This window comes from Kroppenstedtia sanguinis, assembly GCF_050433445.1.
Lineage (GTDB): Bacteria > Bacillota > Bacilli > Thermoactinomycetales > DSM-45169 > Kroppenstedtia > Kroppenstedtia sanguinis.
In genome coordinates this window covers 23,000-30,587 of sequence record NZ_JBNPXF010000032.1, presented here as the reverse complement: position 1 = coordinate 30,587, position 7,588 = coordinate 23,000, and the positions used below count along the sequence as shown (strand labels likewise).

Genomic DNA, 7,588 nt, shown 5'->3' with positions numbered 1-7,588 from the left:
TGAAGCGGCCAGTTTTCACTTCCTTGCCGGATGGCAACGGTCGCGTGGGTGAACACGATCTCCCCACCCAAAATATGGCTAATCAACACGCCTGAAAAAATAATTCTATTTCAAATTTAAAATCCCTCCTGTTTTTTTGTTGTTCGGAAATTTCACCGAGTGGCTGCCGTTTTTATCCTGCCCCCTTCGCCCCGATTGCCTTGAGATTGAGCAAACACAATCATGTCAACAATAAAAGTGACGAAATTGTGTTTAGTTTTGATTGCTCCTAGGTTTGAAAGCGCTTTATGATAAAAAGAAACAGACGGGGAGGATCAAATATGTCTGCAAATCAACAAGCTATGAACCCAGGGAAAGAACCTGCTCAAGGGAACTGGAAAGCGAAGGTTCAACGCATGGGAAGTTACTTGAGCGGGATGATCATGCCCAACATTGGGGCGTTTATCGCCTGGGGGCTGATCACGGCTTTATTTATCCCGACCGGCTGGCTTCCCAATGAAGACTTAGCCAAATTGGTCGATCCGATGATTAAGTATCTACTGCCGTTGCTAATCGCCTTCACCGGTGGGAATATGGTGTATGGAGCCCGCGGAGGTGTGGTGGGAACTACGGCTGCCATCGGGGTAATCGTCGGCGCCGATATTCCGATGTTCCTCGGGGCGATGTTGATGGGTCCTTTAGGCGGCTTCGCCATCAAACAAGTGGACCGTCTCTTTGAAGGTAAGATCCGTTCCGGCTTTGAAATGTTGGTAAATAATTTCTCTGCCGGGATTATAGGCGGTTTGCTCACCTTGACCGCTTATGTGGGGATTGGGCCAGTAGTGTCAGCGCTGAACAAATTTTTGGCTGCCGGGGTGGAAGCGATCCTGAATGCAGGTCTGCTCCCATTGGTCAGCATTTTTATCGAACCGGCGAAAGTGCTTTTCCTGAACAACGCCATCAACCATGGGGTATTGAGTCCCGTTGGAATCGAACAGGCGGCAGAAACAGGGAAATCGATCCTGTTCATGCTGGAATCCAACCCCGGACCCGGGCTGGGCATTTTGCTAGCCTTCATGATCTTTGGTCAAGGGTCGGCCAAACAGTCGGCTTCCGGAGCAGCTATCATCCAATTCTTAGGTGGTATTCATGAGATCTATTTCCCTTACATCCTGATGAAACCGGTTCTGTTCCTGGCAGCTATCGGCGGCGGGATGGCGGGAGTCTTTACCTTTACTCTGTTTGATGCAGGTCTGGTGGCAGTTCCTTCGCCAGGAAGTATCTTCGCCCTGTTGGCGATGACTCCTCGCGGTGGTTATGTCGGTGTTCTGGCCGGTGTCTTGGTGGCAGCGGTGATCTCCTTCCTGATTTCCGCTCTGTTTTTGAAGCGGAGCTCCAGTGATGAAGAGGGAGATTTGAAAGAAGCAACCAAAAACATGGAAGCTATGAAAGGTAAAAAGAGCGTCGCCACCTCCGTATTGACATCGAATCAGTCGGTGCGCAAAATTGTGTTTGCCTGTGATGCGGGGATGGGTTCCAGTGCCATGGGAGCTTCGATCCTGAAAAAGAAAGTGAAAGAAGCCGGGCTGGATATCGAAGTGACCAACACTTCTATCAATCAATTGCCAAAGGATGCGGATGTGGTTGTCACCCATAAGAACTTGACCGATCGGGCCAAAGAAAAGCTTCCCAAGGCTAGTCACATCTCCGTGGATAATTTCCTGAACAGCCCGGAATACGATGCATTGATTTCCCGGTTAAAAGAAGACTGAAGGTAATACCTATAGGCTGGTGAAGGCCATGAACTTTTCATCCAGAGAGCGTAATCTCATTCGTTTGCTGATGGAATCTGACCCGGTGACTGTCAAAGAGTTGGCTGAAACCCTGGGGGTCAGCGAACGGACCATCCATCGGGATCTGGCGGGGGTGGAAGCCTCTTTGGACGGGATGGGTCTGATCCTGCGGAAGAAAACGGGGGTCGGCATCTCTTTGGAAGGAGATCCGGCGGGTCTGGAAGCACTTCGGTCCGCATTGGCGGAGCAACCGGAAACAGAGTTTACACCGGATGAGCGAAAAACCCTGTTGTTGTGTACTTTGCTTGTCACCTCGGAACCGATCAAGCTGTTTACTCTCGCCCGGGATCTTCATATCAGTTCCGCCACGGTCAGCCAAGATCTGTCCCAAGTCAAAGGCTGGCTGGAATCCTTTGCTTTGACACTCGTGAGAAAACGGGGTTGGGGCGTTCAGATTACGGGAAAAGAAAAAGATCGACGGGCGGCCATCCGTTCTCTGCTCGCTGAGCATTTTGATGAGGCGGAAATCTTGGGGATGTTGAAGCGATCTTTACAGCGCAAATCCGGGAATTACTCGGATCTCGTCAGGGAACGGTTGCTGGGGATGGTGGAACGGGAGAAACTGAGTACGGTGGAGGAAGCGGTGAAGGAGGAGATCGGTCATCTCCCCTATTCGCTGGCAGATAGCGCTTATATCGGGTTAGTGGTCCATCTGGCGCTGGCGGTGGAGCGGATTGAGCAGGGGGAGACACTCTCCTTCGGCTCCCATCTGCTCCATGAACTGCAGATGTCACGGGAATACGAGATCGCCGCCCGGATTGCGAGCCGGTTGGAATCTGAATTCCAACAGAAATTTCCGGAGTCCGAGGTGGCGAACCTCACGCTTCATCTGCGGGGTGCTAAACTGGGAAGCGATCGGCAAAATTGGTTGGAATCCGAGGTTGGGGCGACGGCGGTGGAGGAAGCCCGGGAACTGATTCGACGGGTGGAGCAAACCTTAAATGTGTCCCTTGCCGAAGATTCATCCCTGATGCAGGGACTGGCGGCCCATCTAGAACGGGCGGTTTACCGTATGAAATTGAAACTGCCGATCTACAACCCCTTGCTGTCCCGGATCGAACAGGATTACCCGGAAGTGTTTGCCGCCGTCGAACAGGCGATCCGTGGAGTGTTCCCCCAATATCGGGTTCCCCAAGAGGAGATCGGATACCTGGTGATGCATTTCGGATCCGCCCTTGCGCGGAAAAGACGGGGCCACTCCCTTCATGTCTTGGTCGTCTGTGCCAGCGGGATCGGAACTTCCAAGCTCCTGGTCAGTCAATTACAGGCGCAGTTTCCGGAAATCAGACGGATCCGGAACGCTTCCCTGTTTGAGCTGCAACAATGGGATGGGTCAGAATATGATTTGGTGATCTCCACGATCCCTCTGGAGTCGGATGAGGTGGATGTCCTGCGGGTTCATCCCTATCTGACCGAGGAGGATGTGGCTAAAATCCGGTCTTACCTGGATGAACGCATGTGGCATTTTACTGGGGAGGCGTCCCGGGAGCAGGTGGCGGAAGGAAAGAGCGGACAGCAGACGGTGGATCAGCTGGAAAATATCCAATGTCTGATCCAGAGCACCCTGGAGTTGGTGAAGGGATTCACCCTCTCCTCACTGCCTGCGGAACCCCTGGAGAGCCTGTTGGCACGGGTCTGCGGGGAGCTGGAGAAATCCGGGGTACTCCGGGATCGGAACCTTGTGGTGGACCGGTTGTTGGAACGGGCGGAGGATGGGGGACTGGGGATTCCCGGGACGTCTATGGCTCTCTTCCATACCCGAAGCGAGGAGATTCTCCGCCCTTCCTTTACCATGTATCATTTGACCGATTCGATGCCGGTGGAAGGGATGGATGGGAACCCCATGGGGATGGACCATCTGCTAATCCTGCTGGCACCGGAGGAGATCCGGAAGGTCGTGTCGGATCTGTTGAGTCGAATCAGTGTACTGATCATTGAAAGCCCACAAAGTCTGGCTGTCTTTCAGTCCAAGGATGAAGAGCAGATCCGTGATTATCTCACAGAGCATCTCAACCGTTATATTTATGATCAGATTGAAGAACAAAGGAGCGTATGACGATGAGCCACTCAATCTTGACAGAAGAGATGGTCCAATTGAATGCAGAAGCGAAGAACAAGGAGGAGGCGATTCGTCTGGTGGGACAGTTGCTCGTGGATCAGGGCTGTGTAGAACCCACTTATATTGACCGGATGCTGGAACGGGAACAGTCTCTGACCACCTATATCGGAAATTCCGTTGCGATTCCCCACGGGACTGAAGAGGGGAAAGAGAATATCCTGCGTTCTGGGATCTCCATTCTCCAGGTTCCCAAGGGCGTCGACTTCGGAGAGGGACAGACGGCGAAAATTCTCATCGGCATCGCCGGAAAGGGAGACGAGCACATGGAGATTCTCTCCAAAATCGCCCTGGTCTGCACTGAAGAGGAAAACGTGGACAAAATGGTTCACGCTCAATCCAAAGCGGAACTCCTATCCCTCTTCGACGAGGTGAATTGATCATGCGGGCGGTTCATTTTGGTGCAGGCAATATCGGGAGAGGGTTTGTCGGGGCTTTGTTGAGCCGGTCGGGATACGAAGTTTGTTTCGTCGATATTCAGCCATCCCTGGTGGATGCACTCCGGGAGCGAGGAGCCTACACAGTTCGCCTGCTGGGGGATGTGGAAGAGAAGATCGACGTGAACCATGTGACGGCTCTCAACAGTAAAACCGAACCGGAACGAGTGATCGAAGCGATCGCCGGGGCGGATGTGGTGACCACGGCAGTGGGTCCCAATGTGCTGAAGGGGGTGGCCCCGCTTCTAGCTGATGGGTTGCGCCTACGCCTTCAAAAGGGGGGCCATCCTCTGAACGTGATCGCCTGTGAGAATATGTTGGGTGGATCCAGTCTTTTGAAAACCTTGGTCACCGCTGAGATGACAGATGAGGAGCGGCAGGAAATGGATTCCAGGATCGGCTTTCCTGATGCGGCTGTCGACCGGATTGTACCGGAACAAAAGGGATCCGATCTGCTGGAAGTGGCAGTGGAGCCCTATTATGAATGGGTCGTTGACCTGCGCGGAGCGAAAGGTGACGTCCCCTCCATCGAAGGGGTGACCTATGTGGAGGGGCTTGCGCCCTACATCGAACGGAAACTGTTTACGGTGAATACGGGCCATGCGGTCTGTGCTTATCTGGGTTATCTTCGGGGATATGCCACAGTCCAGGAAGCGATCGCCGATTCCACGGTGCGGGAAACCGTCCGCGGTGTGTTGAAGGAGACCGGTCAACTCCTCGTGCAAAAATACGGATTTGACCCGAAAGATCACCGGAAATACATCGAAGACATTCTGATGCGATTCCAAAATCCTCATCTGATCGATCCGGTGAACCGGGTCGGCCGCTCTCCGATTCGGAAGTTGGGTCGGGAAGACCGCTTGCTGGGACCTGCTCTCCAGATCCTGGAGCGTGGGACCTCGCCAGACCATCTCGCTATCGGCATCGCCGCCGCCCTCCGATTTGCCGATGCGGCGGATCCGGAAGCGGTGGAGTTGCAACAGCTCATCAAAGAAGGGGGAGTGACCGGAGCGCTGGAAAAGATCGCTGAGATTTCTCCGGATCATCCCTTGGTACGACAGGTGCAGGAACAATATCAGAAGCTTGAGCCAGAGGCGTGAACCGATCATCCGCTGACAATTTAAATATGTATCGCAAAGAAAAAGAAGCCAGCAACGGGCTTCTTTTTCTTTGCATGTCAATCCTCGTCATCTCCACCAAAAAAGTCTCCCATGTCACCCATCAATTCGCCGCCGTCAGGGAGGTCAAAATCAGTAGCTTCTTCAATCGTTTCAGAGAGACCGTCCAAGCCCCCATCCGCCAATTCAGAGAGGACCATACCGCCTAAAATTCCAGCAGCGAAACCTCCGACCATGCCTCCCCAATTAGGCCCACTTTTGGCGGCATGACTCTGCATGGATGGATGTGGCATAGAGGAAGGATTGTTGACCATCTCTGTGAGCACTTCCCGCAGATACTCTTGCAGATGGGTTTCATCATCCAAAAGCTCGTTTTCGAGGAAGAGCTCTCTGCGTGCCTCCTGCTTGCCAAATCCGGTGAACACATCTACTTCCAGGAGAAGCCGGAGCCCGGAGTCCTCCAAAGCAGCGATAAATTCCACTTCCTCTACCTGTCCTTGGAGAAAATCCGTCGGAAACAATTCGAATTCTTGGGTCTGTCCGGTGAAAGAGCGGGAATCATGTTTTTCCCGGAATCCGAGTCGAGAGAAGATATCTAGCACTTTCTGCAAGGGCTGGGGCGGATGGATCCGGATGATGTCGTGATCGAGATGATCGACACCAGCGGCAATATCCAAGCGGGTATCCAGGGTGTAGAAGACGTTGTTTCCTGAGATGGGCAGATCTTCTGGCAGTCTGTACTGGAAAGGAAAGCTACGACGTTCGGCGGATTGTACCGTAAAAGCTTGTTGAAAAGGGAAGCTTTGGATGGTTTGGGACAGGGTCTTCTCCTTTACACGGACACTGATCTTAAGATCGACTTGGATCTGGTTGATCTGCTGATCGACGGTTCCCCCCTGGATCTGGAGTTCCCCCTTCATCTCTTCACCTGGAAGATAATCTTCCTTCTCCAGGACCAGGTCTACTTTGGCTCCGCCTTTACCCAGTTTGGCCATCAGATTTTTTATCAAGGCACACCCTCCCATAAAGTTGAGTTCTTTAGTGACTAGCTCAATATACCCAATTCCGGGGGAAAAGGCATCGTGCTGTAGTCAAAATAGTGAATTGGACATAGGCGAAGGATGCCCTTTGTCGGACTGAGGGAGGAAAGGTTGGCAAATGGGCAGTATGAATGGAGAGTACTTTGTAGTATCATAGACAATGATTATGGCGACAGAAGTTAGTGATTGTGCTACGGATTCTGTATTCTGAAAAATGATGAGAGTGTGAATAGGATGAGTAAGTTACAGATTCAACGGACACAGCAAGGGGAAGTGGACGCTCTTCAGTTCAAATTTAATTTCTTTGGCAATGGCTTTCGCATCTGGGTCTATCATGTGGATGGGCTGTTGTTGGAAACTGGACCGCAACGATTTCGAAAAGAAGTGAAGCAGTTTGCGGAAGAGATGCAACCTCAGTTCATTGCTCTCACTCATTTCCATGAGGACCACAGCGGCAATGCAGGCCTTTTGTCAGGTCAGGGTCGGATTCCGATCTGGATGGGAAAACGGACCGCAGAGATTTTGTCCAATCCACCTCGGATTCCCTTTTATCGGAGACGGATTTGGGGTTCGATCGATCCGGTTCCAGGGGAAGTACGGGATGTGATTGAGACGGATCGGTTTCGCTTTCGCGCGGTTCCGACTCCGGGTCATGCGGAGGATCACATCGCTTGGGTGGAAGAAGAGCAAGGCTGGGCCTTTACTGGGGATCTGTTTCTTGGCACCCGCTTGAATTATGGGCTGCGGGAAGAATCCCTGGCAGAGATGTCAAACTCGATCCGGCGCTTGTTGACATTTCCGATTCGGAGGGTGTTTTGTTCCCATGCCGGGATCGTCCCAGAGGGAGTGAAGTCCCTGGAAAAGAAACTGGATTTTTTGGATTGGCTTCGTGAAGAGACCCTGGGTCTGCACCGACAAGGCGCCCGCCCCAAGGAGATCGCTTCCCGGCTGTTGAAAAAACAACCGGGAGTCGTCTGGTTTTCTGCAGGGGAATTGTCACCGGTTCATCTGATTCGTAGGATTCTCCAGGAAGAAGGAGTCTGAA

At 52.5% G+C, this 7,588-nt stretch carries 6 protein-coding genes; 5 read left to right on the top strand and 1 reads right to left on the bottom strand.

Annotation, left to right across the window (positions count from 1 at the left end; translation table 11 throughout):
- The first annotated feature begins 320 nt into the window (after nt 1-320).
- Genes JOD24_RS15110 through JOD24_RS15095 form a run of 4 tightly spaced genes read left to right on the top strand, consistent with a single transcriptional unit; the run spans nt 321 to nt 5,485 of the window.
- Nucleotides 321-1,751: a PTS mannitol transporter subunit IIBC gene (locus tag JOD24_RS15110; RefSeq protein WP_429247266.1), complete on the top strand. Its 1,431-nt coding sequence runs from the start codon at nt 321-323 to the stop codon at nt 1,749-1,751.
- 28 nt (nt 1,752-1,779) lie between these two features.
- Nucleotides 1,780-3,888 (top strand): BglG family transcription antiterminator, encoded by a 2,109-nt coding sequence (locus tag JOD24_RS15105; RefSeq protein ID WP_429247265.1) that lies wholly within the window; start codon nt 1,780-1,782, stop codon nt 3,886-3,888.
- A gap of 2 nt (nt 3,889-3,890) precedes the next feature.
- Nucleotides 3,891-4,328, top strand: coding sequence for a PTS mannitol transporter subunit IIA (locus JOD24_RS15100; protein ID WP_380164430.1), 438 nt, complete (start codon nt 3,891-3,893; stop codon nt 4,326-4,328).
- 2 nt (nt 4,329-4,330) lie between these two features.
- Nucleotides 4,331-5,485: a mannitol-1-phosphate 5-dehydrogenase gene (locus JOD24_RS15095; RefSeq protein WP_380164428.1), complete on the top strand. Its 1,155-nt coding sequence runs from the start codon at nt 4,331-4,333 to the stop codon at nt 5,483-5,485.
- 77 nt (nt 5,486-5,562) lie between these two features.
- Here JOD24_RS15095 and JOD24_RS15090 read toward each other — a convergent pair whose 3' ends face one another.
- Nucleotides 5,563-6,513 carry a sporulation protein gene (locus JOD24_RS15090; RefSeq protein WP_429247264.1) on the bottom strand — a complete coding sequence of 317 codons (951 nt, stop codon included), beginning with the start codon at nt 6,511-6,513 and terminating at the stop codon, nt 5,563-5,565.
- A gap of 264 nt (nt 6,514-6,777) precedes the next feature.
- On the opposite strand from JOD24_RS15090, the gene JOD24_RS15085 reads away from it, so the two are divergent.
- A complete protein-coding gene (locus tag JOD24_RS15085) occupies nt 6,778-7,587 on the top strand; it encodes an MBL fold metallo-hydrolase (protein ID WP_429247263.1) in 810 nt (269 codons plus the stop codon).
- The last annotated feature ends 1 nt before the right edge of the window (nt 7,588 follow it).